At 72.8% G+C, this 26,488-nt stretch carries 23 protein-coding genes; 14 read left to right on the plus strand and 9 right to left on the minus strand.

The genetic code is table 11. The features are described 5' to 3' along the window. Positions 1–85: 85 nt before the first annotated feature. Together CD790_RS28095 and CD790_RS28100 are read right to left on the minus strand one after the other, a co-directional pair. Positions 86–1,468 carry an MFS transporter gene (locus tag CD790_RS28095; RefSeq protein WP_144386172.1) on the minus strand — a complete coding sequence of 461 codons (1,383 nt, stop codon included), beginning with the start codon at positions 1,466–1,468 and terminating at the stop codon, positions 86–88. Continuing rightward, positions 1,465–2,721: an aminotransferase class V-fold PLP-dependent enzyme gene (locus CD790_RS28100; RefSeq protein ID WP_144386173.1), complete on the minus strand. Its 1,257-nt coding sequence runs from the start codon at positions 2,719–2,721 to the stop codon at positions 1,465–1,467. Before CD790_RS28100 ends, CD790_RS28095 begins: the two co-directional genes overlap by 4 nt. On the opposite strand from CD790_RS28100, the gene CD790_RS28105 reads away from it, so the two are divergent. Continuing rightward, on the plus strand, positions 2,720–4,117 hold the full coding sequence (locus tag CD790_RS28105) for a PLP-dependent aminotransferase family protein (protein ID WP_144386174.1): 1,398 nt from the start codon (positions 2,720–2,722) through the stop codon (positions 4,115–4,117). The two genes, CD790_RS28100 and CD790_RS28105, sit on opposite strands and share 2 nt — an antisense overlap. A 326-nt stretch (positions 4,118–4,443) precedes the next feature. Here the strand turns inward: CD790_RS28105 and CD790_RS28110 are convergent, their stop codons facing one another. Then, complete coding sequence (locus CD790_RS28110) at positions 4,444–5,265, minus strand: NmrA family NAD(P)-binding protein (protein WP_144386175.1); 822 nt, start codon at positions 5,263–5,265, stop codon at positions 4,444–4,446. A 139-nt stretch (positions 5,266–5,404) separates the two neighbouring features. Here CD790_RS28110 and CD790_RS28115 point away from each other — a divergent pair, with 139 nt between their 5' ends. From CD790_RS28115 to CD790_RS28150, 8 genes are all read left to right on the plus strand, one after another. Continuing rightward, positions 5,405–8,392, plus strand: coding sequence for a BTAD domain-containing putative transcriptional regulator (locus CD790_RS28115; RefSeq protein ID WP_144386176.1), 2,988 nt, complete (start codon positions 5,405–5,407; stop codon positions 8,390–8,392). A 102-nt stretch (positions 8,393–8,494) separates the two neighbouring features. Further along, positions 8,495–9,490, plus strand: coding sequence for an L-tyrosine/L-tryptophan isonitrile synthase family protein (locus tag CD790_RS28120; protein WP_222108311.1), 996 nt, complete (start codon positions 8,495–8,497; stop codon positions 9,488–9,490). A 77-nt stretch (positions 9,491–9,567) separates the two neighbouring features. Further along, the gene (locus tag CD790_RS28125) at positions 9,568–10,413 is read left to right on the plus strand and encodes a TauD/TfdA family dioxygenase (RefSeq protein WP_144386177.1); all 846 of its coding nucleotides are present in this window, start codon (positions 9,568–9,570) and stop codon (positions 10,411–10,413) included. Beyond that, positions 10,410–11,930 (plus strand): 4-hydroxyphenylacetate 3-hydroxylase family protein, encoded by a 1,521-nt coding sequence (locus tag CD790_RS28130; protein WP_144386178.1) that lies wholly within the window; start codon positions 10,410–10,412, stop codon positions 11,928–11,930. The genes CD790_RS28125 and CD790_RS28130 overlap by 4 nt, the downstream gene beginning before the upstream one ends. Positions 11,931–11,974: 44 nt before the next feature. Continuing rightward, on the plus strand, positions 11,975–13,852 hold the full coding sequence (asnB, locus tag CD790_RS28135) for an asparagine synthase (glutamine-hydrolyzing) (protein WP_144386179.1): 1,878 nt from the start codon (positions 11,975–11,977) through the stop codon (positions 13,850–13,852). Beyond that, a complete protein-coding gene (locus CD790_RS28140; RefSeq protein WP_144386180.1) occupies positions 13,852–14,826 on the plus strand; it encodes a quinone oxidoreductase in 975 nt (324 codons plus the stop codon). Before asnB ends, CD790_RS28140 begins: the two co-directional genes overlap by 1 nt. A 38-nt stretch (positions 14,827–14,864) precedes the next feature. Then, on the plus strand, positions 14,865–15,740 hold the full coding sequence (locus CD790_RS28145; RefSeq protein WP_144386181.1) for a catechol 1,2-dioxygenase: 876 nt from the start codon (positions 14,865–14,867) through the stop codon (positions 15,738–15,740). Between the two features lie 2 nt (positions 15,741–15,742). Next, a complete protein-coding gene (locus tag CD790_RS28150) occupies positions 15,743–16,213 on the plus strand; it encodes a flavin reductase family protein (RefSeq protein ID WP_144386182.1) in 471 nt (156 codons plus the stop codon). A gap of 55 nt (positions 16,214–16,268) precedes the next feature. On the opposite strand, the gene CD790_RS28155 is transcribed toward CD790_RS28150, so the two are convergent. Both CD790_RS28155 and CD790_RS28160 read right to left on the minus strand, forming a co-directional pair. Further along, the gene (locus CD790_RS28155) at positions 16,269–16,586 is read right to left on the minus strand and encodes a hypothetical protein (protein ID WP_144386183.1); all 318 of its coding nucleotides are present in this window, start codon (positions 16,584–16,586) and stop codon (positions 16,269–16,271) included. Positions 16,587–16,741: 155 nt separating this feature from the next. Next, on the minus strand, positions 16,742–17,602 hold the full coding sequence (locus CD790_RS28160; RefSeq protein WP_144386184.1) for a LysR family transcriptional regulator: 861 nt from the start codon (positions 17,600–17,602) through the stop codon (positions 16,742–16,744). A 68-nt stretch (positions 17,603–17,670) separates the two neighbouring features. On the opposite strand from CD790_RS28160, the gene CD790_RS28165 reads away from it, so the two are divergent. From CD790_RS28165 to CD790_RS36270, 3 genes are all read left to right on the plus strand, one after another. Then, positions 17,671–18,636, plus strand: a complete 966-nt coding sequence (locus CD790_RS28165) for a DMT family transporter (protein WP_144386185.1) — start codon at positions 17,671–17,673, stop codon at positions 18,634–18,636. 298 nt (positions 18,637–18,934) lie between these two features. After that, positions 18,935–19,921, plus strand: coding sequence for a peroxidase family protein (locus CD790_RS36265; RefSeq protein ID WP_260867942.1), 987 nt, complete (start codon positions 18,935–18,937; stop codon positions 19,919–19,921). After that, complete coding sequence (locus tag CD790_RS36270; protein ID WP_260867943.1) at positions 19,918–20,790, plus strand: peroxidase family protein; 873 nt, start codon at positions 19,918–19,920, stop codon at positions 20,788–20,790. Before CD790_RS36265 ends, CD790_RS36270 begins: the two co-directional genes overlap by 4 nt. A gap of 37 nt (positions 20,791–20,827) precedes the next feature. Here CD790_RS36270 and CD790_RS28175 read toward each other — a convergent pair whose 3' ends face one another. Then, positions 20,828–21,973 carry a mechanosensitive ion channel family protein gene (locus tag CD790_RS28175; protein WP_144386186.1) on the minus strand — a complete coding sequence of 382 codons (1,146 nt, stop codon included), beginning with the start codon at positions 21,971–21,973 and terminating at the stop codon, positions 20,828–20,830. Positions 21,974–22,244: 271 nt separating this feature from the next. Beyond that, positions 22,245–22,847 (minus strand): TetR/AcrR family transcriptional regulator, encoded by a 603-nt coding sequence (locus CD790_RS28180; RefSeq protein WP_144386187.1) that lies wholly within the window; start codon positions 22,845–22,847, stop codon positions 22,245–22,247. Positions 22,848–22,931: 84 nt separating this feature from the next. On the opposite strand from CD790_RS28180, the gene CD790_RS28185 reads away from it, so the two are divergent. Next, a complete protein-coding gene (locus CD790_RS28185; RefSeq protein ID WP_144386188.1) occupies positions 22,932–23,777 on the plus strand; it encodes an NAD(P)H-binding protein in 846 nt (281 codons plus the stop codon). 303 nt (positions 23,778–24,080) lie between these two features. Here CD790_RS28185 and CD790_RS28190 read toward each other — a convergent pair whose 3' ends face one another. Then, on the minus strand, positions 24,081–25,265 hold the full coding sequence (locus CD790_RS28190; RefSeq protein ID WP_144386189.1) for a zinc-dependent alcohol dehydrogenase: 1,185 nt from the start codon (positions 25,263–25,265) through the stop codon (positions 24,081–24,083). 280 nt (positions 25,266–25,545) lie between these two features. Between CD790_RS28190 and CD790_RS28195 the strand changes: the two genes are divergently transcribed. Beyond that, positions 25,546–25,962: a CBS domain-containing protein gene (locus CD790_RS28195; RefSeq protein WP_144386190.1), complete on the plus strand. Its 417-nt coding sequence runs from the start codon at positions 25,546–25,548 to the stop codon at positions 25,960–25,962. A 293-nt stretch (positions 25,963–26,255) separates the two neighbouring features. Here the strand turns inward: CD790_RS28195 and CD790_RS28200 are convergent, their stop codons facing one another. Then, positions 26,256–26,450, minus strand: coding sequence for a CsbD family protein (locus CD790_RS28200; protein WP_144386191.1), 195 nt, complete (start codon positions 26,448–26,450; stop codon positions 26,256–26,258). Positions 26,451–26,488 lie beyond the last annotated feature (38 nt).

Below are 26,488 nucleotides of genomic sequence, written 5' to 3' on the forward strand. Positions count from 1 at the left end.
TCGGCCGTCCCGACACACGCCGGGAGGGCGGACACCGGGTTTCCGTGACCCGGGTCCGCCGCCCGTGGCGGTCGGTGCGCCGACCTCAGCCCCTGGCCGCTCCCGGTGCCGGCTCGGGGACGGGAGCCGGCAGTTCACGCAGCCGGCTCACCGGAGACAGCACGATGACGATCACCACCGCGGCGGATCCCCACGCCGCCACCGTGAGCGCGCCCTCGGCTCCGATCCGTCCGGACAGCAGGCCGGCGAAGAGTCCGCCGAGTGCGCTGCCGCCGAAGAGCAGGGTGCGGAAGACGGCGGTCATCCGGCCCATCATCGACTGCGGGGTGCTGGTCTGGCGCAGGCTGACGATGATGACGCCCGCGACGCCGAGCCCCAGGTAGGTGACGAAGAAGGACAGCACGCACATCCCCACCATCACCGGCCGGGGGCCCGCGGCCGCCACGATCAGCAGCGGGCCGAGCAGAAGCGCCGACTGGGCCACGAGATAGACCCGGCCGAGCCGGAAGCGTCGGATGATCCGCCGGGAGAGCACCGCGCCGATCAGGCCGCCCACGGAGGCGATCGCGAAGATCGTGCCGAGGGTGGTGGAGGCGAAGTGCAGATCGCGGGTGCCGTACAGCAGGAACATGGTCCACACGGTGATCATGGAGAAGTTGCAGCAGAACCCGATCAGCGCGAGTGAGCGCAGCACGGGGTTCTTCAGCACCCAGCGCAGACCCTCGCGAAGCTCGACCGACAGCCTCCGGCGCTCGGCCGGTGGCTCCGGCCGGGGTTCGGGGGTGCGGATGAGCAGCAGCGAGACGACCGACACCAGGTAGGAGAAGGCGTCCACGATCAGCGCCACGGGCGCGGTGACCGCGCTGACCAGGGCGCCGGCCAGTCCGGGTCCGGCCACGTCGGCGGCCGAGGAGCTGACGCTCATCTTGGCGCTGGCCTCCACATAGTGCTTCGGCTCGCGTACCAGGGTGGGTACGTAGGACATCCAGCTGACGTCGAACAGCACCGTGGCCACCCCGATGGCACAGGCGATGACCAGCAGCGACCCCATGCTGAGGGCGTCCAGCCAGTACAGCACCGGCACGAGGGTGAGCAGCGCCAGGCGGGCGAGGTTGGCGCCGAGCATCACCCGTCGCCTGCGGGCCCGGTCGACCCACACCCCGAACACCAGGGCCAGTCCGAGGAACGGCACCAGTTGCAGGAAGCGCAGGACGCCGACCTGCTCGTCGGTGGCGTCGAAGGCGCTGATCGCGGTCAGCGGCAGCGCCAGGTTCGTCACCTGCGAGCCCAGCAGGGACAGGGTCTCGCCGAGCCAGAACCGGCGGAAGTCGCGGTTACGCCACAGGCTGTCCCCCTTGGCGTCGTGCGGTTCGACGACCGGGGTCGTCGTGGGGTCCGCGGTGGGCGGTCCGGCCACCGCGGACGCGCCGGGGCCCGGTTCCCCGGCGCGGCCTCGCGTGGTCGTCATCGCACCGCCTGTCGGGTGCCCGGCGAGCGCCGCACCAGCTCCGCGACGGCGTCGGCGACCCGGTCCACCTCGTCCTCGGTGTTGTAGTAGTGCGGCGACAGCCGCAGGCACCAGTCCACGTCCTTGTCACCGAAGTCGTACTGGGCGAACTCCCGGAAGCTCAGGGCCGAGTTGATGCCGAAGGCGTCCACGGCCGCCTTGAACTCCTGGGGCCGCCAGCCCTCGACTCCGAAGGTGACCAGCGCCGCGAGGCGGGGGCCCCGGTCGAGGAGCCGCACGCCGGGCACGGTCTGGAGCCGGTCGCGGAGTCGCCGCGCGAGCGCCGGGGTGCGCTGCGCGATGGCGTCGATGCCCACCCTCCGGGCGTAGCGGACCGCCGCCGCGCAGCCGAGCACGGTGGCGTACGGGAACTCCCACTCCTCGAAACGGGCCGCGGAGGCGACGGGTTGGTACTGGTCGGGTGCCGTCCACCGCGCGCCGTGCATGTCGATGAACAGCGGTTCGTAGCCGGCCCGCAGCACCCGGTCGGAGACATAGAGGAAGCCCGAGGCGCGGGGGCCGCGGAGGAACTTCCGGCAGGTCGCGGTGAGCATGTCGCAGCCGATCTCCTCGACGTCGAGGGGGAGTTGGCCCACCGACTGACAGGCGTCGACGAGGTAGAGCAGACCCAGCTCGCGGCAGTGCCGGCCGATCTCGGAGATCGGCTGGATGAGGCCGGAGTTGGTGGGCACATGGGTCGCGGTCACCAGGCGCGGCCGGTGTGACCGCATGAGGGCGGCCATCGCGGCCACGTCCACCCCGCCCTCCGGAGCGTCCGGCGCGTGCACGATGCGCACCCCGAACCGCTTGCGCAGGGACAGGAAGGCGATCTGGTTGGAGATGAAGTCGTCGCGGGTGGTGAGGATGGTGTCGCCGGCCTCGAAGGGAATCGCGGACAGGGCGTTGGCATAGGCGTGGGTGGCGCTGCCGGCGAAGGCGATGTTGTCCGGCGTGGTGTTGATCAGCGCGGCGATCTCCGTGTAGAACCCGCGCACCTGCTCGGCCTGGGCGGCCGCGGCCTCGTAACCGCCGATCCGGGCCTCCAGCTTCAGATGGTCCAGCACGGTGTCGAGGACGGGACGGGCCATCAGCCCGCAGCCGGCGTTGTTGAAGTGCACGACGTGCTCACACCCGGGTGTGTCGGCGCGCAGGTCGGCGAGGTTCCGGTGAAGTGCTTCCCCGATGAACTCAGTAGCGCTATTCTCATTCTTCATGTCTGACAGTAGCACTTCTGTGGAACTGACGAACAGTCTGCGCGCGCTCCTCGATCGGCTCTCGCCCGGTGACCGGCTGCCGAGCAGCCGGGAGTTGGTCCAGCAGTACCGGGTCAGCCCGGTGACCGTGGCGCGCGCGATCGCCGTGCTGGCCGCGGAGGGAGCCGTGGTGACCCGTCCGGGCAGCGGCACCTACGTGGCGCCGCGCGCCCGGCCGGAGAACGATGTCGTCGACACCGCCTGGCAGACCGTCGCGCTCACCGACCGCGCGGTCGACACCCAGCCGATCGCGGAGACTCCCAGCCCCCTGCCCGAGGGGGCTATCCGACTGGACGGCGGCTATGTGCACGCGTCGCTGCAGCCGACCCGCGCCCTGAGCGCCGCGCTCGCGCGGGCGGCACGGCGCCCGGACGCCTGGGACCGCGCCCCGGCCGGCGGCCTGCCGGCGCTGCGGGCGGTGTTCGCCGGAATCGCCGGCGGCGGCGCGACACCGGACGACGTGCTCATCACGGCGGGCGGACAGAGCGCCCTGTCGATCGCGTTCCGGGCCATCGCCGCGCCGGGTAGCCCGGTCCTGGTGGAGTCACCCGGCTACCCGGGCGCCCTCGCCGCCGCACGGGCCGCGGGACTGCGCCCGGTGCCGGTGCCGCTCGACGCCGACGGGCTGCGTCCGGACCTGCTGGCCGACGCGTTCGCGATGACCGGCGCCCGGCTGCTGTACTGCCAGCCCACCTTCCACAACCCGACCGGCACCGTGCTGGCCCCCGAACGCCGCCGTCAGGTGCTGGACGTGGCCCGGGCCTCGGGCGCCTTCGTGATCGAGGACGACTTCGCCCGGCACCTGGGACACGGCGGCCCCGTGCCGCGCCCGCTGATGGCCGACGACCGCGACGGCGCGGTGGTCTACCTGACCTCGCTCACCAAGCCCGCGGCCCCCAGCCTGCGGATCGGGGCGCTGGTGGCCCGCGGCCCGGTGATGGAACGGATGCGTGCGATCCGGCTGGTCGACGACTTCTTCGTCTCGCGGCCACTCCAGGAAGCGGCGTTGGAGATGCTCAGCTCCCCCTCGTGGGAGCGGCATGTGCGCACCCTCGGCACGGCGCTGCGGGAGCGGTGCGGCCGACTGGCCGCCGCGCTGAACCGCGAGATCCCCGGTGCCTCCGTCACCCCGCCCGCGGGCGGGCTGCACCTGTGGCTCCGGCTCCCGGCCGGCTGGGACGACTCGGCACTCGTCGACGCCGCCCGGAACCACGGCGTCGCCGTCAGCGCCGGTCTCCGCTACCACGCCACCGAACCCCCCGCGGCACACCTGCGGCTCTCCTTCGCGGCCACCCCCGACCACGCCGAACTGACCGAGGGCGCGCGCCGCCTGGGGGAGGTACTCCGCGGGCGGTAGGCGCGCGGCCCCGGGAGCGCGGCCTGTGACGACCCGTCAACCGACGGCCGGGGCAGGCCGCTCAGGGGGAGTGTCTCAGGCGCGTCGCGCGCCGGTGCGGCGGTTGGCGACGAGGCTGAGTATCCGATGGCGAGGAGCGGCCAACCGCCGGTGACCGGGAAGGAGACGACGCACAGCGGGATGCCGAGGGCCACCAGATACCAACCGAGCTGTGCGGGCAGCCGACCGGTGACACGGGCGACACCAGCGTGCGCCGACGGCCACAAGACCGAGGGGCGCGACGGTGCCTGCTGTCACCGCGGGCACCGTCGCGGTAGGGGCCCGCCTTAACCCGCGGGCGCCTGGAAGCGGTCCGTGTGGGCGGCCACCCACTGTGCGAACGTGCGCGCCGGGTGGCCGGTCACCCGCTCGACGGTGTCGACGACGGTCGTGGCGTCCTCGGTGGGCGTGGCGTACCAGCCGACGACATAGTCGGCGTCCGCCCGGGACACGCCGGTCGCCATCAGCCTGTCCACGGCCTGTTCGTGGGTGATCGGGACGAGGGTGACATCGCGGCCGATCGCCTGAGACAGGATGGCGATCCGCTCACTCGGGGTCAGCGACTCGGGCCCGGTGAGGTTGTAGGCACGCCCCGCATGGCCGTCGTCGAGCAGCGCGACCGCCGCCACCTCGCCTATGTCGGCCTCGTGCACGAGGGCGCTGGGAAAGTCGTACGGCTCGCGCACGACCCCCTCCGTGCGCACCGATTCGGTCCAGGTCAGGGTGTTGGACATGAACTCCTGCGGTTCCAGGCGGGTCCACTCCACGCCCGACTCCGCCACGGCCTGCTCGACCGGTCCCACCCAGCCACCCCACACCACGGCGATGCGCCGCACCCCCGCGTCGACCGCCCGCCGCACCAGTTCGGGCCCCACCTCGGCGAGCCCCGCCGTCACCGTGATGTGCAACCGGCCGACGCCCTTGAGGGCGGCGTCCAACTCCTCCGGCGCGGTGTGTGTGCCGGCCACCAGCTCCACCTCGGCGGGAAGCCTTCCCGCGGCCGCGGCCGGATTCCGCGTCAGCGCCCGAACGTGCTCTCCTCGGCGAAGCAGCTCCGCCACAACATGCCGGCCGGTGTTCCCGGTGGCGCCCGTAACCAGTGTCGTCACAGTCGAGTTCCTTTCGTCGCCGACGACGCTAAAAGTTGAACCGCACTTGAAGTCAAACCGTGGGTCGGGGCTCGGGAAGCGGGCCGCGCAAGGGGCGGCCGTCGACCCATAGGGTGGTCCGCCTGACCATGTTTCGAAGGTGTACGACAGAGGGGTGGCGCGGGTGGACCTTCCGCGCATCGAGTTCAAGGTGCTGGGCCCTGTCGAGGCGGTCGCGGACGGCCGTGTGCTACCGCTCGGTGGGCCCAAGCAGCGGACCCTGCTCGCCACGCTGATCCTCAACGCCAACGCCGCCGTGTCCGGGGAGCGCCTCTGCGACGCCATCTGGGGAGAGACCCCGCCCGCATCCGCCCAGGCCAACCTCCGCAGCTACGTCGCCGGCCTCCGCCGGGCGCTCAACACGGTCGCAGACGAGGGCCGCTTGAGCCTCGGCCACGGCGGCTACCGGCTGCTCGTGCGGCAGGGCGAACTGGACGCCCACCGCTTCGAGGAACTCGTCGCCCAGGGCCGCGCCGCGCTGACCGAGGGCGAGCACCGCACCTCCGCCGCCCGACTGCGCGAGGCGCTGGAGCTGTGGCGCGGCGGCGCCTTCGACCGGGTGACGCACCACGACGCCCTGCGCATCGAGGCCGCCCGCCTGGAGGAGGCGCGGATGGTCGCGTTCGAGGAGTACGCCGAGGCGCGCCTCGCGCTCGGGGAGCACCGGGAGGCGACAGGGCTGTTGCGCGAGCAGACCGCCCGGCATCCGTTGCGCGAGTCCCTGTGGGCCAAGCTGATGCTCGCTCAGTACCGCTGTCGTCGTCCCGGCGACGCGCTCAAGTCGTACGCCCTCGCCCGCGCCGCCCTGCGCGACGAGCTGGGACTCGAACCAGGGGAGGAGCTCCGCCGACTGCACCGCGCGGTCCTCACCCGCGACCCCGCCCTCGGCGGTCCGCCCGAGCCCGTACACCCCGCGAGACCCGCCGCCGTCTGGCGGACCGTCGACCAACTCCCTCCCGACATCGCCGACTTCGTCGGCCGTGACCTGCTGACCTCCCGGGCCGCCGCCCTGCTGGAGCCCGCTGCCGACTCCCCGTCCCCGACAGCTGCCGCCGAACCGCCGCCCCCGGCCGGCCCCGTCGTGGTTCTCACCGGACCGCCCGGCGTCGGCAAGACCACCCTGGCCACCCGCGTCGCCCATCTGCTGCGGCACACCTTCCCCGACGGCCGGCTGTTCCTCCGCCTGGACGGCGCGCGCGGCCCCCGGCGTACCCCCGGCGAGGTGCTCGCCGACCTGCTGACCAGCCTGGGCGTCGCCGGGTCGTCCATACCGGAGGCGACGGTGGACCGGGCCGGGATGTTCCGTTCCCTGCTGGGCGACCGCAAGGTGCTGGTGCTGCTCGACGACGCGGCGGACGAGGAACAGGTCCGCCCGCTGCTGCCGGGCATCCCCGGCTGCGCGGTCCTGATCACCAGCCGAGCCCGCCCGGACCGGTTCCACGGCGCGCGGGTCGTCGCCGTCGGACCGCTCGGCGAGGAGGAGGCCCGCACGCTGCTGCGCCGGATCGTGGACGACTGCCCGCGACTCGACGCGGAACCGGAAGCCGCCGCACGAGTCCTGGCCGCCTGCGCCGGGCTCCCCCTGGCTCTGCGGGTCGCCGCGGCCCGGCTCGCCGGCAGCCCGGACCTGACCCTCGAACGGCTCGCGGACCGACTCGACGGACCGCGCGACGGGGAGAACGCCGTCGCGGCCTGCCTCGCCGCCGGCTACCGCGGCCTGGCGCCCGCCGCCGCCCGCGCCTTCCGCGCTCTCGGGATGCTCCCGTCACCGGAGTTCCCGGGCTGGGTACTGTCCGCGCTGCTGGACGCCCCCGAGGCCGACCGCTCGATCGACGCGCTGCTCGACGCCCACCTCGTGCAGATCGTCGGCACCGACGTGCAGGGCCGGCCCCGCTACCGCCTGCACGACCTGCTGCACGCCCACGCGGGGCGGCGCGCCGCGGCAGAGGAGCCCGCGCCCTGGCGGCGCGCGGCGGTCGCCCGCGTCCTCGACGGCTGGCTCTCCCGCATCCGGGCCGCCGCCGACCAGCTCATCCGTGGGGTCCCGGTCGACGTCGTACGCGGCGGAACGACCGACCCCGTCGGCTGGCTGGAGGGCGAGCGCGCCGGCCTCGTCACGGCGGCCGAGTGGGCGGCGGACGCCGGGTACGGGCCGGAGTCGTTCGCCCTGGCCCTCGCCCTGGAGGAGGTCTGCCACCTGCGAAACTGGTGGGACGAGTGGGAGCGCGTGGTCCGGGCCGAGCACGAGCGGGCCGCGACCGCCGGTGACGCCGTCGCCGTCGCCGTCGCGCAGGGCTCCCTGGCCCGGGCGTCCGCCGTCCGCGGACGGGTGCACGAGGCCGCGAACCAGTGGGCGTTCGCCATCGAGCAGCTGGACGAGCTGGGTGAGGCGCACCACGCGGCCCGGCTGCGCACCCACCGCGCCTTCGCCATCAGCGACCGGGGCATGGCCGAACTCGCCCACGCGGACGCCGCGTCGGCCGCCGCCGCGCTCGACGCCCTCGGCGACCGGCACGGGTGGGTGCTCGCGATGCGCAGCCTCGGGTACGCGCTCGTCTGCCAGGACCGGCAGGCCGAGGCGATCGAGGCACTGGGGCCGGTCCTGGAGACGGTCGAGCGGCTCGCCCATCCGCTCGCCCTCGCGGACGTGCTGCAACTGCTGGCCGTCGCGGAGCTCGGACACGGCCGGTTCGGCCGGGCGGCGCGCCATCTGCACCGGGCGCTGGCCGAGTACCGGATGGTGCGGCACCGGCCCGGCGAGGCCTATGCGCTGCTGACGCTGGGCCGCATGCACGTGGACCTGGGGCCGGACCAGGCGCCCCGCGCGCTGGCGTCGCTCGGAGAGGCGGCGACGATCTTCGCGGAGCTGGGGGAGAGGCGAGGCGAGACGCTCGCGGCCTACTGGCTCGGCAGGGCGTACAGGGCGATGGGCGATGAGGGGAGGGGCGCCGGACATGTGCGGGAGGCGTTGGCCGGGTTCCGGGCCCTGGGCATGCCCTTCTGGGCGGAACGCGCGGAGGTGGAACTGAGCGCGGTGGGGGTGCCGGCCCCCAGGACGGCCGAGGGGGCTCCCGCGGCAAGGTGCTGACCCGGGCTGTCGCCCTCGCGCACAGCCTCCGCCGGAAGCCGATTGTGCGTTTCGTATGCGCGCGCCGACGACCGTGGATCCCAGTCCACGAGGGGAGGCGCGGTGTCCGATCTGACCGCACCCGATATCGAACTGGCCGCCGTCGAGGTGATCCGGGAGGTCCTGACCCACCAGCGCAGGCTGCGGGACGGCGGCTGCACGGGCAGGGTGTGCCTGCGCTGCGTCAGGTACCACCTGGACGCGGTGCGCGGCACCATGGAGAGCGGCCGACGCGTCGAGTTCGTCCTGCCGGCCTTTCCGACCAAGTCCCCGAACCCGGCCAAGGTCCTCGGCACCCTGCCCGACCTGGCCGAGGAACTCGCGCTGCGGTTCCTCAACACGCTCTGCGAGCGCATCGCCGAGATCTACCCGCCCGGCGCGGTCATCAGGATCTGCTCCGACGGGCGGGTCTTCAACGACCTGCTCGGCGTCCGCGACGAGGACGTCTCCGGGTACGCCGAGGGCATCAACGCCCTCATCGGGCGGATCGGCGCGACCCACCTCGAGCAGTTCACCCTCGACGACGTCTACCGGGGCGCCGGGCACCAGGACATGCGGGCCATGCTGTCCGCCGGCCACGCCCCGAGCATCGAGGAGCTGCGCGAGGAGGTACGGGCCGGGGGCGCGCCCCTCAGCATGTACCGGGGTATCACCCGGTTCATGGTGGAGGACCTCTCCGGGCCGTCCTGGACCGGCACCCGGTCCGCCCTCCAACGCAGGTGCCGGGACCTCGCCTACCAGGTCATCCAGCGCAGCCGCGCCTGGGGCCGGCTGCTCGACGAGCTCTTCCCCACCGCCGTCCGGCTGTCGATCCACCCCCAGCCGTGCGCCACGGACAAGATAGGCGTCCTCCTCGCCGACACCCCCGACGCCTGGCTGACGCCCTGGCACGGCGTCGCGGTGCAGACCCCCGGCGGCTACACCCTGATGAAGCGCGCCGAGGCCGAGGAGGCGGGCGCCCAGCCGGTGTACACGGCGGGCCGGGCCACCCACTACGTCCTGGAGCGGGCCGACGACGCCCCGGCGCGGAGCGAGGCGGGGAACAGGTCCCGCCCATAGGAGCCCGACGGGTCGGGCCGGTCCACCCACCCCACCCTCGCCCCACCTCTCACCACCTCCCCACGACAGGAAGCACCATGACCGACACCCCCCACGACATCGAGATCACCCCCATCGAGCCCTTCGGCGTGGCCGTCCACGCCCCGCGCCCCGGCGCGCGGGTGGGCGAACTCCCCGTCGCCACCCTGCGCGACCTCGTCCGCGAGCACCACATCCTGCTGCTCCGCGGCTTCGACGGCTTCGACACCCCGCAGGAGCTCGCCGCGTACAGCGAGCAGTGGGGCGAGCTCAGCGTCTGGCCCTTCGGCACCGTCCTCGACCTGATCGAGAAGGAACGACCGGAGGACCACATCTTCGACTCCAGCTATATGCCGATGCACTGGGACGGCATGTACCGCGAGCAGATACCCGAGTTCCAGGTCTTCCAGTGTGTGCGGGCGCCCGGCGTCGACAACGGTGGCGAGACGACGTTCTCGAACACGCCCGCCGTACTCCGCGACACCGACCCGGAGACCGTCGCCAAGTGGTCCGCGGTGACCGGAACGTACCACCGCGAGACAGACTTCTACGACAGCGTCACCACCTCCCCCCTCGTCACCACCCACCCCGTCACCGGCACCCCCGTGATCCGCTACAACGAGCCCACGGCCGCCGACGACGCCGACTTCGTCAACCACCCGGACCTGCGGTTCACCGGCCTGCCCGACGACGAGATGGCGGAGGCGCACCGGACGCTGCGCGCCGCGCTGTACGACCCCGCCCACCTCTACGCGCACAGCTGGCGCACCGGCGATCTGGTCGTCACCGACAACTACACGCTGCTGCACGGCCGCAACGCCTTCACCAGCGGCGCCCCCCGGCATCTGCGCCGCGTGCAGGTGCTCGGCACCCCGGCGCTGGACAACCCGGGGCTGGTCCGATGACCGACACCCCCACCGGTCGGCTGATGACGGGCGACGACTATCTGGAGAGCCTCCGCGACGGCCGTCAGGTCTATCTGGGCGGCGAGCGGATCAAGGACGTCACCCGTCACCCCGCCTTCCGGAACTCCGCCCTGTCCGTGGCCCGCCTCTACGACGCGCTGCACGACCCCGCCACCGCCGACGTCCTCACCGGCACCGACGAGGCGACCGGCATCCGTACCCACCGGTTCTTCAAGCCGAGCCGGTCCGCCGCCGAACTGGTCGAGGCCCGGGAGGCCATCGCCACCTGGGCGCGGATGAGCTATGGATTCCTCGGCCGTACGCCCGAGTACAAGGCGTCCTTCATGGCCGGCCTCGGCGTCAACGCCGACTACTACGGGCCGTACGCGGACAACGCCACCGCCTGGTACCGGGAGTTCGCGAGCAGGGCGCTCTACCTCAACCACGTCATCATCAACCCGCCCGTCGACCGCAAGCGGGCCATCCACGACATGGAGGACGTCTTCGTGCACGCGGTGCGCGAGACGGACGCCGGCGTGGTGGTCAGCGGCGCGAAGATGCTCGCGACGGGCTCCGCCCTCACCAACGCCGGATTCGTCGCACCCGTCGGCTCCGCCGCCCTCGCCCCCGGCAAGGCCGAGGCGTTCGCCCTGGTCTTCTTCGTCCGCATGGACAACCCGGGCGTCAAGCTGATCTGCCGCACCCCCTACGGGAGCCATGCCACCACCCCGTTCGACGCGCCGCTCAGCAGTCGCTTCGACGAGAACGACAGTGTGCTGCTGCTCGACGAGGCGCTGATCCCCTGGGAGGACGTCCTCGTCTACCGCGACATCGAGCGGGCCACCGGCTTCTACGCCACCTCCGGCTTCCCGAACCTCTACAACTTCCAGTCCGGGACCCGGCTGAGCGTGAAGCTGGAGCTCATGGCCGGGCTGCTGTCCCGAGGCACCCGGGCGAACGGCACCGACGAGTTCCGCGGGGTGCAGGCCGCCGTCGGCGAGATCATCACCATGCGCGACATGGTGTGGGCGCTCACCTCGGCCATGGCGTACGACCCGGAACCGGGCAGCGGCGGCACGGTCGTCCCCCGGCTGGAACACGCCTCCGCGATGCGCATGTACAACGCGCAGATCTGGGACCGTGTCCACGAGCTCTTCGAGACGACCCTCGGCGGGGCGCCCCTCGCGGTGCCGTCCAGCGGCCGCGACCTGGCCAACCCCGAACTCCGGCCGCTCATCGACCGCTTCTACCGGGGCGCCGACACCAGCGCCCACGACCGGATCAAGCTGCTCAAGCTGGTGTGGGACGCCATCGGCACCGAGTTCGGCGGCCGCCACGAGCTGTACGAGCGCAACTACTCGGGCAACGGCGAGCAGGTCCGACTCGACGCGCTCCGCTGGGCGACCAGGCGCGGCAGCCTCGCCCGCTACGAGTCGCTGGTCCAGGACTGCCTCGACGACTACGACATCGACGGCTGGCGCCGCGGCCCCTGGCAGGACCTCGACCGCGCCGACTGAGCGCCCGCGACTCGACCGCACCTTCCGAGAACGGAGCACACACCATGTGCGGCATCACCGGATGGGTCGCCTTCACCCGCGACCTCACCGACGAACACCAGACCGTCGCGGCCATGGCCGACACCCTGGCCGCCCGCGGACCGGACGCGGCCGGCGTCTGGCTGGACGACCACGCGGCCCTGGGCCACCGTCGGCTGTCCATCATCGACCTGGAGCACGGCACGCAGCCGATGCGCACCCCGGAGCGCGGCCCCGGGGACCGGCCGCGCGCCGTCGTCTCGTACGGCGGCGAGATCTACAACTGCCGCGAGCTGCGCGAGGAACTCGCCCTCCTGGGGCACCGGTTCGCCACCCGCAGCGACACGGAGGTGGCCCTGCGCGCCTACCTGGAGTGGGGCGCGGACTTCGTCCACCGCCTCAACGGCATGTACTCCCTCGCCATCTGGGACACCGCCCGCGAGGAACTGCTGCTCGTCCGGGACCGGCTGGGCGTCAAGCCGCTCTTCTACCAGCCCACCCCCGACGGAGTCCTCTTCGGCTCCGAACCCAAGGCGATCCTCGCCAACCCGCTGGCCGAGGCCGCCGCCGGCCCCGAGGAGCTGTGCGACGCGCTGCTCTTCCTGCGCACCCCCGGCCGGGTGCCGTTCCGCGGCATGCGCGAGGTCAAGCCCGGCCACCTGGTGCGGGTCGGCCGCGACGGGATCGTCGAGCGGCGCTACTGGGCGCTGGAGTCCCGCCCGCACACCGACGACCTGAAGACGACCGTCGCCACCGTCCGCGCACTGCTCGACGACATCGTCCCCCGGCAGATGATCGCGGACGTGCCGCTGGTCTCGCTGCTCTCCGGCGGCCTCGACTCCAGCACCGTCACCGCCCTCGCCGCCCGTGCCCGCGCCGCCGACGGCGGCCGGCTCGCCACCTTCTCCGTGGACTTCACCGGCCACACCGAGAACTTCAAGGCCGACGCCATCCGGCCCACCCCGGACGGTCCGTACGCCCGAGAGGTCGCCCGACACGTCGGCAGCGACCACCACATGATCACCCTGGACCGGGCCCGGCTCCTCGACCCGGCCGTGCGCAAGTCCGTCCTCGGCGCCTGGGACCTGCCGTTCAACTTCGCCGACCTGGACGTGTCGCTGTACCTGCTGTTCGCCGCGGTGCGGGAACACGCGACGGTGGCGCTGTCCGGCGAGGGCGCCGACGAGGTCTTCGGCGGCTACCTGTGGTTCTCCGACCCGGAGGCGCGCAAGGCCGAGACCTTCCCCTGGCTCAAACTGGGCGCCCACCGCGGCCTGGACCCGCGGTCCCTGTTCCACCCGTGGTTCGTGGACGGGATCGACCTCGCGGAGTACGAGGCCGACCTCTACCGCACCGCGCTCGCCGAAGTCCCCCACCTGGACGGCGCGGACACCGAGAACGCCGCGGACCGTCGCACCCGCGAGCTCGGCTACCTCACCCTCACCCGCTGGCTGCCCATCCTCCTCGACAAGAAGGACCGCATGGGCATGGCCAGCGGACTGGAGGGCCGGGTGCCGTTCTGCGACCACCGCCTGGTCGAGTACGTCTTCAACATCCCCTGGGAGATGAAGACCTACAGCGGCGAGGAGAAGGCCCTGCTCCGCGCGGCCGCCGCCGACCTGCTGCCGGAGTCGGTCCTGCGCCGAAAGAAGGCCGCCTACCCGTCGATCCAGGACTCCGCCTACGACCGCGCCCTCATCACCGGCCTCACCGCCGCGGCGGGCGACGACGCGGCACCCCTGAGCGCGTACCTCGACGCGGCCGCGGTGCGCCGGCTCGCCGACAAGACCACCACCGGCAGCCTGTCCGAATTCGAGCGGATCCTCGTCGAGTCCACCGTCCGGCTCGACGACTGGACGCGCGCCTACGACGTCGACCTCACCCCCCTGAACGGAGCCCACTGATGCACGCCATCGAGATCCGGGAGACCGGCGGACCCGAGGTCCAGATCCACGTCGAGAAGCCCGACCCCGGGCAGCCCGGCGAAGGTCGGATCCTCGTCGCGCTCGCCGCCGCCGGCGTCAACTTCATCGACCTCTACCGCCGCGAGGGCCGCTATCCGCTGCCCCTCCCGTCGATCCCCGGGGAGGAGGGCTCCGGCACCGTCCTGGCCGTCGGCCCCGGCGTCACCCGCTTCACGGTCGGCGACCGCGTCGCCTGGACCACCGTCCTCGGCAGCTACGCCACCCGGGTGCTCGTCCCCGAGGAGAAGGCGATCCTCGTCCCCGACGGCATCGACCTGGTGACCGCCGGCGGCGTGCTCGTCCAGGGCATGACCGCCCACTACCTGGCCAACGACTCGTACCGGGCGAGGGAGGGCGACACCGTGCTGGTGCACGCCGCCGCCGGCGGGGTCGGGCTGCTGCTCACCCAGATGCTCAAGCGGCGCGGCGTGCGCGTCATCGGCACCGTCTCCACCGAGGAGAAGGAGAAACTCGCCCGCGCCAACGGCGTGGACGCGGTCATCCGCTACACCGAGACCGACGCTCTGGCCGCCGAGGCCCGCCGCCTCACCGACGGCGAGGGCATGCACGCCGTGTACGACGGCGTGGGCGCCGCCACCTTCGACGCCAGCCTGGAAGCGCTGCGCACCCGCGGCACGCTCGTCCTCTACGGCGGCGCCAGCGGCGCGGTGCCGCCCGTCGACGTGATGCGGCTGCTGTGGGGCGGTTCGCTCACCCTGACACGCCCGTACCTGGAGCACTTCCGGTCCACGGTCGAGGAGTTCGAGTGGCGGGCGGGCGAGGTGTTCCAGGGCATCCTCGACGGCACGCTCAAGGCCACCATCGGCGGTGTCTACCCCCTCGCCGAGGCGTACCGCGCGCACACGGACCTGGCGTCCCGGCGCACCACCGGAAAGCTGCTGCTCGTCCCGTAGTCCCCGGTAACCGCCCGGACCGCAAAGGAGGTTTGTCCATGGGTGAGATCGTGGGCGCGGGCCTGGTCTCGCACGCGCCGGTCATCATGTTCCCCGAGCCGGCCCGGATCGAGGCGAACGGCGGCCGTGACTTCACGCTCGTGACCGGGCTGAAGCGGCTCCGGCACGAAGTGATCGACACCGTCGACCACGACACGGTGGTGGTGTTCGACTCGCACTGGGCGACGACGACCGAGGCGGTGATCACCGCCCATCCGCGCCGCGAGGGCCTGTTCACCTCCGACGAGATGCCGGCCGCGATCAGCCGGCTGCCGTACGACCTCGCCGGGGACCCCGAACTGGCCCAGGCGGTCGCCGGCCTGGCGGCGGAACGAGAGGTGTGGTTCCAGGCGAACGACGATCCGTATCTGCCGATGCACTACGCGACGCTCAACCTCTGGACCCACCTCGGGTGGGCGGACACGCCCTGGGTCTCGGTCTCCGTCTGCCAGACGGCCACCACCGAGGACTTCCTCCGCATCGGCGAGATCCTCGGCGAGGCGATCGACGGCCTCGACCGCAAGGTGCTGCTGCTCGCCTCCGGCGGCCTCTCGCACCGCTTCTGGCCGCTGACCGAGCTGCGGAACCGGATGGCGGGCGACCCCGCGCACATCGTCACCCCCGAGGCACGGGAGGCCGACGAGCAGCGGATCGCCTGGCTGGAGGCGGGGCGGCACGACCGGGTGATCGAGACGATGCCCGAGTACCGACTCTTCGCCCCCGAGGCGCGGTTCGGGCACTACCTGATGCTGGCCGGCGCGGTCGGCGGGCCCAGGTGCGCCGCTCCCGGCCGCAGCTACGGCGCCTACGAGAACGGCATCGGCACCGGCCAGGCCCATGTCTGGTTCGACCGGCCCGCCCGGGGCTGGACGTGACCGTGTCGGTCGATCCGCGCCGCCTGCGGACGTGCCTCGGGCACTTCGCCACCGGTGTCACGGTCGTCACCTGTGACGCCGGTGGCGTCCCGCACGGCGCCACCGTCAACGCCTTCACCGCGGTGTCGCTGGACCCGGCGCTGGTACTCGTCTCCCTCCACCGGGACAGCAAGGCGGCCCGCCACCTCGGCGGCCGACCCTTCACGGTGAACGTGCTCCACGAGGCGCAGCACGACCTCGCCCTCCACTTCGCCGGCCGCGCCCCCACCCCGGCCACCCCCCACTGGGAGTCCTCGGCCCCCGGACTCGCCCCCCGCCTCGCCGGCTCGCTGGCCACCCTCGCCTGCTCGCCGTGGGCGGAGTACGACGGGGGAGACCACGTGCTCTTCCTCGGCCGCGTCGAGGAGTTCGCCCACCGCGCGGACGCCGACCCCCTCGTCTTCCACCAGGGCGGCTTCCGCGCGTTGGCGTGAGGGCCGCGGCCCGCGGCCCGATGTGCGGGCAGGGCCGGCGACCGCCGTGGACGGGCTAACGCGGGCTCAGACGGAGGCTGGCGAAGGGCGCGTCGGCCGGTGCCGACTTTCCGGGGGCGAGCCGGGTCGCCTGGCCCTTGCACTTCTTCTGCGCGTAGACGACCACCGGCCCGCTCGTCCGGTTCTGCGCGCCGCGGGCCTCCTGAGACATGTCGAGGCATCGGTTGTCCGGCAGGTTCTCGACGTAGTACGGCTGCCCCTCGGGGCCGAACCAGTGGAACGTCCCGGTCGCGGCGACGGCCGAACCCGCCAGTGTGACGGCGAGGGTCAGTCCGCCGAGAGCGGCGGCAAGAGGATGGCGAAGACGCATCATCGTTCCTTCCCTGGGCACAGATGGCCAGTCAGTGATCTTCCACGCCGTGAACGAAGCTCGGCCCCGCACGTCACGCGGCCTTGCGCCGTAAGAGGAGGGAAGCCTCCCCTTGCGCGGGCCGCCCCCTCAGCCGGACAGCCGGCCGGCCGTGCTCGCTACCGGCCCGCCACGATCTCGCGGGCCAGGCGGACCAGGGCGGGGATCGCCGGGTGGGTCGGGGTGCCGCGCCGCCAGGCCAGGAGCACCGGCACCGGTGGGGCGTCGGTCAGCGGGCGGTAGGCGATCGAGGGGTGGGTGTGCAGACGGGGCGTCGCCGAGGTGGAGATGCCCACCGCCCGTCCCACGGCGATGGCCGTCAGCCACTCGTCCGTGTTGGTGACCTCCAGCGTCGTGGTGGGGCGTGCGGCGGTGGGCCACAGGTCCAACGTGGTCGTGCCCGCCACCGTGTTCAGGGCGAGGGGCCACGCGGCGAGGTCCGCCAGCGTGAGGGTCGCGCGGTCGGCGAGCTCGCTCCCCGCGGGCACCACGGCCACCCGCTCCTCCTCCAGCAGCGGCTCCGTGACCAGACCCGGCGCCGTCACCTCTCCGCGCAGCAGCGCCACGTCGACCTTGCCCTGGGTGAGCCCGGCCGCCCGGTCGTCGATGCGGCGCAGCTCCAACGGCACGTTGGGGTGCTCCTCGTCCCAGCGGCGCAGCAGCGGGATGGTGTGCTCCCCGAGCGCGGCCCAGGGGTGCCCGAGGCGCAGCGGCACGGCCGTCAGCGAGCGGGGGTCGAGGGCCGCGTCCACGGCGGCCAGCGCCGCGACGGCCTTGTCGCGGAACGTCCGGCCCGCCGCCGTCAGCTCCAGGTGGTGCGTGGAACGGTCGACCAGCCGTACGCCGAGATGGCTCTCCAACTGGCGCAGCGTACGGGAGAGGGCGGGCTGACCGGTGTGCAGTCGAGCCGCGGCGTGCGTGATCGTGCCCTCCTCGGCGATGGCGAGGAAGGCCCGCAGATGACGCAGCTCCATGGTCATGCCTGTGAAGCATAATCGCGCGTCAGTCGGCATTTCACGCGGAGTCGGCGGCTTCCTAGCGTGGAGGCATGACACAGATGAGGACCCAGGCGGCGCCCGCGGGAGCGGCGACCGCGACCGCGCAGGGCGCACCGGCGGCGCGGGGCACGTCGACGGCCGTTCGTATCCAGAAGTCGACCGCGCCCGCCAGCGTCGGCAGCCTCGCCGGCATCGGGCTGATGCTGGCCGGCACCCTGTCGGTGCAGTTCGGCTCGGCGGTCGCCGCGCTGCTCTTCCCGCGCGTCGAGGCCCTCGGAGTGGTGGCGCTGCGGGTGACGATCGCGGCCGTGCTGCTGCTGGTCGTGTGCCGTCCCCGGCTGCGCGGCCACAGCCGTGCCGACTGGGCCGTCGTCGGTGCCTTCGGGCTGGCCCTCGGCGGCATGAACATCCTCTTCTATCAGGCGATCGACCGGATCCCGCTCGGCCCGGCGGTGACCCTGGAAGTGCTCGGGCCGCTCCTGTTGTCCGTCGCCACCGCGCGCCGGGCGGTGAGCCTGGCCTGGGCCGGGCTGGCGCTCGGCGGCGTCTTCCTGCTCGGGCGGGACGGCTTCGACCAGCTCAACCCGGCGGGCGCCGGCTTCGCACTGGGCGCGGGCGTCATGTGCGCGGCGTACATCGTCTGCAACTCCCGGGCCGGGGCCCGCTTTCCGCGGCTGGACGGGCTGGCCCTGGCCATGGGTGTGGCGGCGCTGGTGAGCCTGCCGCTGGGTGTCGGCTCCGCGGGCACCACGCTGCTGGAGCCGGAGGTGCTGGGTCTCGGGCTGGCCGTGGCGCTGCTGTCGTCGGGGCTGCCGTACACGCTGGAGCTGCTGGCCCTGCGCCGCCTGCCCGCGTCGACCTTCGCGGTCCTGATGAGCCTGGCCCCGGCCGTCGCGGCGCTGGCCGGCTTCCTGGTGCTGGGACAGACGCTGTCGGTCTCGCAGTGCCTGGCGATCGCCCTGGTGGTGGCGGCCAGCGCGGGTGCGGTACGGACGGGGAGGGCGAACCGGAGCTGACGTACCGACCGTCGCGTGAAGCGAGCCCCGCGGTCCGCCGCGGGGCCTCCGGCTCGCGGCCCGCGGCTCGATGCGCGTTGGAGCCCAGGTCACGGCCTCGATGTGCGAGCGGGCAGCCATCGGCCTAGTGTGCTGTTCGGGGGAGTTTGTCGGGGGTTCGCTTTTCTGTCAGGCGATCCGCGAGGGTTCCCGTCGCGCTCTCCGCCCACATGGTTCCCGTCTCCGCTCGTGCTCCCCACGTTCGGCGTCGGCCACGCCCGAACTCGTCGGAGAAGGAGTGAGGTAAAGGAGTACCGCGATGAGCAGCACGCGACGAGGCGTCACACGACGCACCGGATCCGGATACCGGACCTCCCCGCCCTGGCGGATCGTCACCGAGGCCGCCGCCCTCGTCGACCGGCGCGTCGGCTGGGACCGACTGCCGGTCGTTCTCGGCCTGCTGACGCTCCTCGGCCTGCGGGTCAGACTCCGGCAGAAGAACCTCCACGACACCGGCCTGCTGCCGTCCGTCGACCTGCCCGATCCCGCGCCGCCGGCCCAGAGCCACAAGGTCAACCGGACCGCCGACGGCAGCCACAACGATCTCGACGAGCCGCGCATGGGCATGGCGGGCACCCGCTTCGGACGGAACATCCCGCTGGACCGGGTCGCGCCGACCACCCCCGAGGCCGTGCTCTCCAGCCCGAACCCCCGAGAGGTCAGCCGGGCCCTGCTCACCCGCGGCGAGCTGATCCCCGCCGAATCGGTCAACTCGCTGGTCGCCGCCTGGTTGCAGTTCATGATTCGCGACTGGTTCAGCCACGGGACGAGCCCCACGGAGCGGCCCTGGGAGGTGCCCCTCGTGGAGGACGACCCCTGGCCGGAGCGCCCGATGCGGATCATGCGGACCCCGGACGACCCGACCCGGGACCCGCAGGCGCCCGCCGGGACGCCCGACACCCGTGTCAACGTCTCCTCCCACTGGTGGGACGCGTCCCAGATCTACGGGACGAACGAGGCGGAGCAGCGCCGGACGCGCACCGGCGAGCTGGGCAGGCTGCACCTGAGGGACGGCGAGCGGACCCCGGGCCCCTCGGACCCCTCCCGCGACCCCTCGCGGGTTCCCGGCTTCTGGCTGGGCCTCGCCATGATGCAGGACCTGTTCGCCCGGGAGCACAACGCGATCTGCGACCACCTGCACGCCACGTACCCCTCCTGGGGCGACGAGGAGCTGTTCCAGCGCGCCCGGCTCGTCAACGCCGCGCTCCTCGCCATGATTCACACCGTGGAGTGGACCCCGGCGTGATCAGCCACCCCACCACCGTCACGGCCCTGCGCGCCAACTGGTGGGGCCTCGCCGGCGAGCGCGTCCACAAGCTCTTCGGACGGATCAGCGGGAGTGAGGTCGTCAGCGGCATCGCCGGCGGCGGGACGGACCACTACGGCGTCCCGTACTCCCTCACCGAGGAGTTCGTGGCCGTCTACCGCATGCATCCGCTCATCCGCGACGAGTGGCACCTGCGCTCCGTCTCCGACGACTCCACGCTGCGCCACTGCACCCTCCGCGACCTCGCCGGCCCCTCGGCGCTGAAGGTCCTGGAGTCCACGTCCACGGCCGACCTGCTCTACAGCTTCGGCACGCTCCACCCCGGACTGGTCACCCTGCACAACTTCCCCAGGTTCCTCCAGGAGTTCGAGCGTCCGGACGGGCATCTACAGGACCTCGCCGCCACCGACATCCTGCGCACCAGGGAGCTGGGCGTCCTCCGCTACAACGAGTTCCGGAGGCTGCTGAGGCTGAAGCCGGCCGAGACCTTCGCGGAACTGACGGACAATCCGGCGTGGGCCGAGGAGATCGAGCGGCTCTACGACGGCGACATCGAGAAGGTCGACCTGACGGTGGGGATGTACGCGGAGACACTCCCCGCCGGATTCGCCTTCAGCGACACCGCGTTCCGCATCTTCGTCCTGATGGCCTCACGCCGGCTGAACAGCGACCGCTTCTTCACCGAGTACTACACCCCCGAGGTGTACTCCACGGCTGGCATGGCCTGGATCGACGACAACACCATGGTCACCGTGCTGCTGCGCCACCACCCCGAGCTGCGCACCGCCCTCGCCGGGCTGACGAACGCCTTCGTGCCCTGGCACACCGCCGGAAGGGCGGTGGCCTGAGGCCGGGGACCCGGTGCTTCCGGCGCGGGCCCGGTGACTACGCCGGTTCGGCGGGTGCGGACTCCGCCTCGGCCCGCCGGGGAGCGGGCGCGGCCTTCGCGTCGGCCCGCGGGGAAGCGTCGGCGCGCCGGGAAGCGGGCTCCACCGCCGCCCGGCGGGGAGCGGGGGCCGTGGCGAGGCGTGGCAGGGCGTACGGGTGCTCCCGGCGCAGCCAGCGGATCAGCTCTTCCCGCACCTCACAGCGCAGGTTCCAGGCGTCGTCGGCGTCCCTCGCCGTGACCAGCGCACGCACCTGGATGGTGCTGGGCGTGGTGTCGGTGACGGCGAGTCCCCAGTCGCGGCCGTCCCAGGACTCGGAGGCACGGACGATCTCGTGGAGCTTCTCGCGCATCGCCTCGACGGGCGCGGCGTGGTCGAGGTGGAGGAAGACCGTGCCGGTCTTGCGCGTGCCGCCCCGCGACCAGTTCTCGAAGGGCTTGCTGGTGAAGTACGACACCGGCATGGTGATCCGCCGCTCGTCCCAGGTCCGTACGGACAGGAAGGTCAGGGTGATCTCCTCGACGGTGCCCCACTCGCCGTCCACCACCACCGTGTCGCCGATCCGCACCATGTCGCCGAACGCGATCGACAGCCCGGCGAACATGTTGCCGAGCGTGGTCTGGGCGGCGATTCCGGCGACGATGCCGACGATCCCGGCGGAGGCCAGCATGGACGTGCCCATGGCGCGCATCGGGGGGAAGGTCAGCAGCATGGCCGACCCGGCCACCACCCCGACCACGGCGGTCACCACCCGCTGGATCAGGGTCACCTGCGTCCGCACCCGACGCACCCGGGCCGGATCACGGGCACCGGCCGCGTAGCGCGAGTACGTGGACTCCACCACGGCCGCCGAGACACGCACCGCGAGCCAGGCGGTGGCGGCGATCAGCGTCAGGGTCAGGACCCGGCTGATGCCCACGGCGTGGTCCTGGGCGACGCGCGCCGTGTCGTACGAGCCGCGCAGCACCGCCGAGCAGACCACGGCCCGCAGCGGCGGCCCGCAGCGGCGCAGCAGCCCCCACAGCGGGGTCTCGGGGTGTCGGGCGTCGGCCCGGAGCAGCAGCCGGTCGGCCGCCCAGCCGACGATCAGGGTGATCGCGACCGAGGCGCCGCCGACGATGAGCGGACGCAGCACGTCCTCCATGAGCGGGTCCATCCTTCCTGTCAGCCCACCCGGCACGGTGGGGCCCTGCTCCGTGCCGTCCGCTGATGCGGCGGGAGAGCTGGTACGGCAGGAGATGCGCGTACCCGATCCACGCGCGGGACACCGGGTGACCTTCGCCGCACCGGGGAACGCGCCGCATGGAGGGGGAGGAGAAGAGGACGAATGCCTACGCCTGTGCCTACGCCAGTACCTACGTGTGCCTACGCCCGACCCATCCGGGGCAGCGGCCGGGCGGCGCGGAAGAGCCGGGTCACGGGGTCGGCTCAGGGGCTCCCAGGGAGTCGAGCCAGCGGTCCAGGCGGGCTCCCTCGCGGATCATGATGCTCGGGTCGCGCAGGGCGTTGGCCAGGAGCGACATGCCCTGGTAGGCGGAGACGAGGGTGACGGCGAGGTCCTCGGGATCGGGCAGGCCCAGGGCGCGGAACTGGTCCGCGGCCCAGTCCAGCAGCCGCCGGATCACCGTGCCGACCTCGGCGTCGAGGGCCCCGTCGGCGCGCTTGTCGAGTTCGACGGCCAGGGTGCCGGTGGGGCAGCCGTAGCGGGCGGCGATGTCCCGCTGGTCGACCCAGGCCGCGATCAGGGCCCTGAGGCGGTCCCGCGGGTCAGCCAACCGGTCCAGCTCGCGGGTGAGTTCGTCCAGGTGGGCACGGTGCTCGGAGAGGGCGGCCTGGACCAACTCGTCCTTCGTCTTGAAGTAGTAGTAGACGTTTCCCACGGGGACCTCGGCCACGCGCGCGATGTCGGCGAGGGTGGTCCGTTCGACGCCCTGCTCATGGAGGACCCGGGCGGCCGCGGTGGTGAGCCGTCGGCGCTTGTCGGCCGCTCGCGCCCGTGGCTTCGGTGAGTCAGTCACCCAACCAACTATAGGCAGCGCCCTCGGGGCGTGCTACGGTCGTTCTAAGTCAGTCAACTAACTAATTCAGGGGATCGATTCGCGATGATCGTGGTGACGGGTGCGACCGGCAATGTCGGGCAGACGCTGGTGCCGCTGCTGGCCGAGGCGGGCGAGGAGGTCGTCGCCGTCTCGCGGCGTCCGGGCCGCACGGGGCTTCCGACCGGCGTCCGACACGCCCGGGCCGACGTCGGGGACTCGCTGAGCATGCGGCCGGTCCTCGAAGGCGCCGACGCCGTCTTCATCCTGCTGGGCGGCGAGCTCAACAGCCACGGGGAGAGCCCCACCGCCCTGGTGGACGCGGTCGTGGACGCCGGGGTCAAGCGGCTCGTGCTGCTCTCCTCGCAGCTCAACTCCACCCGTCCCGAGGCTCTCTCCCACGCCCGTCTGCGCGCGTACGAGGCGGCCGTGCGGGCGTCCGGGCTGGACGTCACCATCCTGCGCCCGGGCGGCTTCGCCTCCAACGCCTTCGCCTGGGCCGAGTCGGTCCGCACCCGGCGCATGATCTTCGCCCCGTTCGGCGATGTGGCGCTGCCCGTCGTCGATCCCGCGGACATCGCGGCGGTCGCCGCGGCCGCGCTGCGCGAGGACGGCCACGCGGGCCGTACGTACGAGCTGACCGGACCCGAGGCGATCAGCCCGCGCGGGCAGGCCGCGGTGGTCTCCGACGCCCTGGGCGAGAAGGTGACCTTCGTGGAACTGTCCCGCGAGGAGGCCCACGCCCACATGGCGCGGTTCATGCCGGAGGAGGTCATCGACGGCACCCTGGACGTCCTCGGCCTCCCGCTCCCCGCCGAGCGGGAGATCAGCCCCGACGTGGAGCGCGTCCTGCGCCGCCCGGCCAGGCCCTTCGAAGAGTGGGTCGCGCGCAACCTGCCGGCCTTCCGATAGCGCCCGTCCCGGGCACCGAGGACAGTGCCCGGCACACCACCGCCCCGAGAGAGCGGCGGAACTGACGGCGGCTCACGGGTGGTGCGCGCGACCAACTGTGTCGAGCGACCACAGGCCGGCCCGGCCCGTGACGGAGCGCCGGGGCGCCGGGGCGCGGCGCGGACGCGCACGGCGCCGGGCCGTGCGCGTCACGCGCGGCTCGGCGCCGGGCCGTGCTGGGGGAGGGGCGTGTCAACCGGCTCCGCGGGGGCGGGCTGGGAACCTGGCCGTGATCCCGGCCGCGAACCCGACGAGGGGCGCGCCTCAGGGCGTGAGGAGGACCTTCACCATGCCGTCCTCCTTGGCCTGGAAGGCCCGGTACGCCCAGGGCGCGTCCTCCAGGGGCACCTTGTGGGTCGCGAAGCCCTCCACGCCCAGCGGGTCGCCGTCGGCCAGCAGCGGCATGATGTCGTCCACCCAGTGTCGGACGTTGGCCTGGCCCATGCGCAGTTGGATCTGCTTGTCGAACATGGTCATCAGCGGAAGCGGGTCGGTCATGCCGCCATAGACCCCGCTCAGCGAGATGGTGCCGCCGCGGCGCACCACGTCGATGGCGGTCAGGAGCGCCGCCAGACGGTCCACGCCGGCCCGGCTCATGATCTTCTCGGCCATCGTGCCCGGCAGCATGCCGGCCAGCCGCTGGGCGAGCGCCGCCGCCGGCGCGCCATGGGCCTCCAGGCCCACCGCGTCGATGACCGAGTCCGGGCCGCGGCCGTCCGTCATCTCGCGGATGACGTCGCCCACGTCGGACTCGTGCTCGCGGAGGTCGACCACCCGCACACCGCGTGCGGCGGCCCGCTCCAGCCGCTCGGGGACGAGGTCGACCCCGAAAACCTGCCCGGCGCCGCGGTGCAGCGCCACCCGGCACGCCATGTCGCCGATGGGCCCGAGGCCGAGCACGGCCAGGCTGCCGCCGGGCGGGACGGCCGCGTACTCCACGGCCTGCCAGGCGGTGGGCAGCACATCGGAGAGGTAGACGAACCGCTCGTCCGGCGGGCCGTCCGGCACCTTGATCGGCAGGGTGTTCGCGAAGGGCACCCGCAGGTACTCGGCCTGCCCGCCGGGCACCTCGCCGTAGAGCTTGGTGTAGCCGAACAGGGACGCGCCCATGCCGCGCTGTCGGACCTGGGTGGTCTCGCACTGGGATTGCAGGCCGGCCTCGCACATGTAGCAGGTGCCGCAGGAGATGTTGAACGGGACCACGACGCGGTCGCCGGCGCTCAGCTCGGTCACCTGGGAGCCCACGGTCTCCACGACGCCCATCGGCTCGTGCCCGAGGATGTCGCCCTCTTCGAGGAACGGGCCGAGCACCTCGTAGAGATGCAGATCGGAGCCGCAGATGCCACTGGAGGTGATCCTCACGATGGCGTCCGTCGGCTCCTCGATCGATGGATCCGGCACGGTGTCCACGCGCACATCGCGGCGTCCGTGCCATGTCAGAGCCCTCATGATGCCTCCTTCCGGAGCCGGTAGGCGGCTTGTGCCCGCAGGGGCGTCATGAGGGGCAACTCCCCGCACGGGCTTCCAGTTTCACGTTCCCCGGCACCGGTCGCAAACGCGCTCCCCGTGGTCGGCCGCGTATGTCGGCGGCCGTATGCCCATGGGTGGCCGGCGCGCGGCGAGACGGACGTCGAAGGCAGGGGAGGTGGTTCCGATCGCGGGAAGCCGTCGGGAAGGTGACGATGAAGAGTGCCACCACACGCGACCTCACTGTGAGGGAGGCAGATTCATGACCATGGCGAAGGACATCATGCACTCGGGCGCGGCGTGGATACCCCGCGACACCACGCTCGCCGACGCGGCTCAGAAGATGCGGGACCTGGACGTGGGCGCCCTGCCGGTGGCCGACGAGAACGAGCGGCTGTGCGGCATCGTCACCGATCGCGACATCGTCGTGAAGTGCGTGGCGGACGGACGGTCGCCCTCCGAGATCACCGCGGGCGACCTCTGCGAGGGCACCCCCCGCTGGATCGACGCCAACGCCGACGTCGAAGAAGTCCTGAACGAGATGGAGAGCCACCGCATCAAACGACTGCCGGTCATCGAGAACAAGCGCCTCGTCGGCATCATCACCGAGGCGGACCTGGCACAGAACCTCAGCGAAGAGCAGATCGCCGAGTTCGTGGAGAAGGTCTACGCCCACTGAGCCCCCGTCGGCGAGGTCGGTAGCGTACCGGTAGGCGATCAGGCGATCAGGCGATCAGGCGCTCCGGTACACGATCCGGGCAGCGGGCAGCTGGGCGGCGTGCCCTGGTTGGCGCGGCACCACCGTGTCCGCGCGGGCCGCAGGAGCCGCCCGGTGTCCGCGCGGGCCGCACGGCCGGCGCGGCCCGCTCGTCCCGTGGTCGTCGGCCCTCGGCGGTCGGGCGTCGTGCGCCGGAGCCCGTCCTCCACACGGGCGCGCACATGCCGGCCGCGCCGCTCTTCCCGTCGTATGCGCTACATGTGTCCGGAGCTCTGGTCCGGACGCTCACCGCGGGCGAGCTTCGCCGCCTCCTCGGCCGCCACGTTCGCCCCCTCGCGCGCCTGCTCCTCGCGGCCCCGTTCCTCCGGGGACTCGTCGCGCGCGGCCTTGCCGACGCTCTCCTCGGGCTTGCCCTTCCCCCGCCTGGCGCGCCCCTTCAGCCTGATCATGTCGCATCCCCTTCCAGGAACACGGGGGTGTCTGTCAC

Origin of the sequence: Streptomyces sp. SAJ15, from assembly GCF_007595705.1 — a bacterium.
Lineage (GTDB): Bacteria > Actinomycetota > Actinomycetes > Streptomycetales > Streptomycetaceae > Streptomyces.